Source organism: Clostridium thailandense, from assembly GCF_019207025.1.
In the GTDB taxonomy this organism is placed as follows: Bacteria; Bacillota; Clostridia; order Clostridiales; family Clostridiaceae; genus Clostridium_AM; species Clostridium_AM thailandense.
In genome coordinates, this window is record NZ_JAEEGC010000155.1 from 1 (window position 1) to 1902 (window position 1902).

The 1902-nt window shown below is 33.4% G+C and carries 1 protein-coding gene; it reads right to left on the minus strand.

Annotated features, from left to right (window positions below):
- Positions 1-303: 303 nt before the first annotated feature.
- Complete coding sequence (gene yjeM / locus I6U48_RS24785; protein ID WP_246615542.1) at positions 304-1797, minus strand: glutamate/gamma-aminobutyrate family transporter YjeM; 1494 nt, start codon at positions 1795-1797, stop codon at positions 304-306.
- Positions 1798-1902: the final 105 nt, after the last annotated feature.

The following is a 1902-nucleotide window of genomic DNA, read 5'->3' on the forward strand; positions in this document are numbered from 1 at the left end:
AATCTCATGATTGTCTGTCGCACTATAAAGAAATACACCAGAAAGTTAACTTATACGCAGGGAGATGTTTTCAAAGCTGAAGCACATATAAAAACTTTTTAGTCAATCTTGGCGAAACATTTTAGAAAAACTTAGAAGCATTCATATGTCTGAGGTACGAGTTTATAAATGCTTCTTAGATTTTCAAAATGTTGAGCTTTAGACTGACTAAAGGTTTTTATAGTACTGAAGATTGGAAACATCTCACGGAGTATAAGTTAACTTTCGGCGGTTATTTTCTATAGAACGACAGCCCCTTTTATTTTATGATTCAATTTTTCTTTCATAATTAATGTACATTACCCATGCAACCACTGTGAAAAATATAGGACCAGCTACACTCCATATGGTTGTTTTAATATCTCCATCTATAGCCGGCTCTATAATTGAAAATATATTAGCAAAGCCCACAGTTAGCACAACTACCGCTGTCCATATAAATGCACTACTGTAGCTTTTATATACTTCAAAAGGCTTTTTTATAGCTTTATTTTTCTTAAATGGCGGAAAAGCAAGTGCTATAAACATATATGGAAGTGTCATTGCTACATTAGTCATTGCAACTAATATATCAAAAAACTTAGACATCGAATCTCCACCAAAGGCAACCAAAAATATCATTATACAAACTATTGTAGCTTGAATCCACATTGCATTTAAAGGCATTCCTGCTCTCAATTCACCCATTTTTCCTGGCCATAATTTAGCTGGAGTACCCTCTATTATTTGCTTTAATGGAGAGTATGTCAAAGTAAAAAATGCTCCTGACAATGCTAGAAACATTGACAATCCGACAAACCTAGCTACCCAAGCTCCCATAGTAACTGCTATTGCTTCACTAGTACCAAAGGCAGTTCCAAGTGCGTATCCTAAATTAGCCATAACTACATATCCTGCATTACCTAGATGAACACCTTGTGTATTCATTACACTTGCCCAATTGGTAAATATACCAACCATAAATATACCTAATGAATAACCAATTGATATGATAACAGCCGATATTGCAACACCTTTAGGAAATGTTTTTTCTGCATTTTCTGTTTGGTCTACTAATCCACCAACAACTTCTATACCGCCATAAGCAAATATAGCATAAACTATGAAAGCTAATGAAACAATTGTATCTCCTACAAATTTAGGATTTGGTGAAGTTGTAAATGAACTTAAACCAACTATTGGTTCTGCCAATCTACCTTGATTTCCTATTAGAACAGCAAGAGCTCCAACTAACAATACAATATTTAATGCTGCAACGGCACTTCCACCTAAGGATGTTATTCTTTTAATTTTATCTAAACCTTTTGTTGACACAAAGGTAACAAATATAATCCATAGTATACCTAAGATTCCTAGAGTTTTAGGTCCGGATAGCCCAAACAATGACCAATTCTTTGTAGTATCTGTTCCAAATATCGCATTTGAAATTGGAACCCATACACCAGATGCAACATTTACCATCCAGATGATGTAGGATGCATACCACATGAAGGTTCCAATGAATGCAAATTTAGAACCAACAGATTTTTCCATCCATGAGTAAATTCCACCTTTCTCATTTTTAAATGCTGCACCAAACTCAGCCATCATAAATGCAAAAGGAATAAAGAATGTTATTCCTGATAAAATATACCACGGAATAGCAGCATATCCCATTTTATAGAAGGATCTTGGAATATTATTAAATCCATACACAGAAGTAAAAATCATTAATACTAGAGACACTAATGTTAATTTTTTCGTTGAATTCGAATCCATTTTTATCCTCCTTACTAAAGATCATAGACTTTAATCTGTAAAATTGACCTTTATTATATTTAATGTTCCCAAAGGAATTATATAAAATACTAAATAAAGTCCACA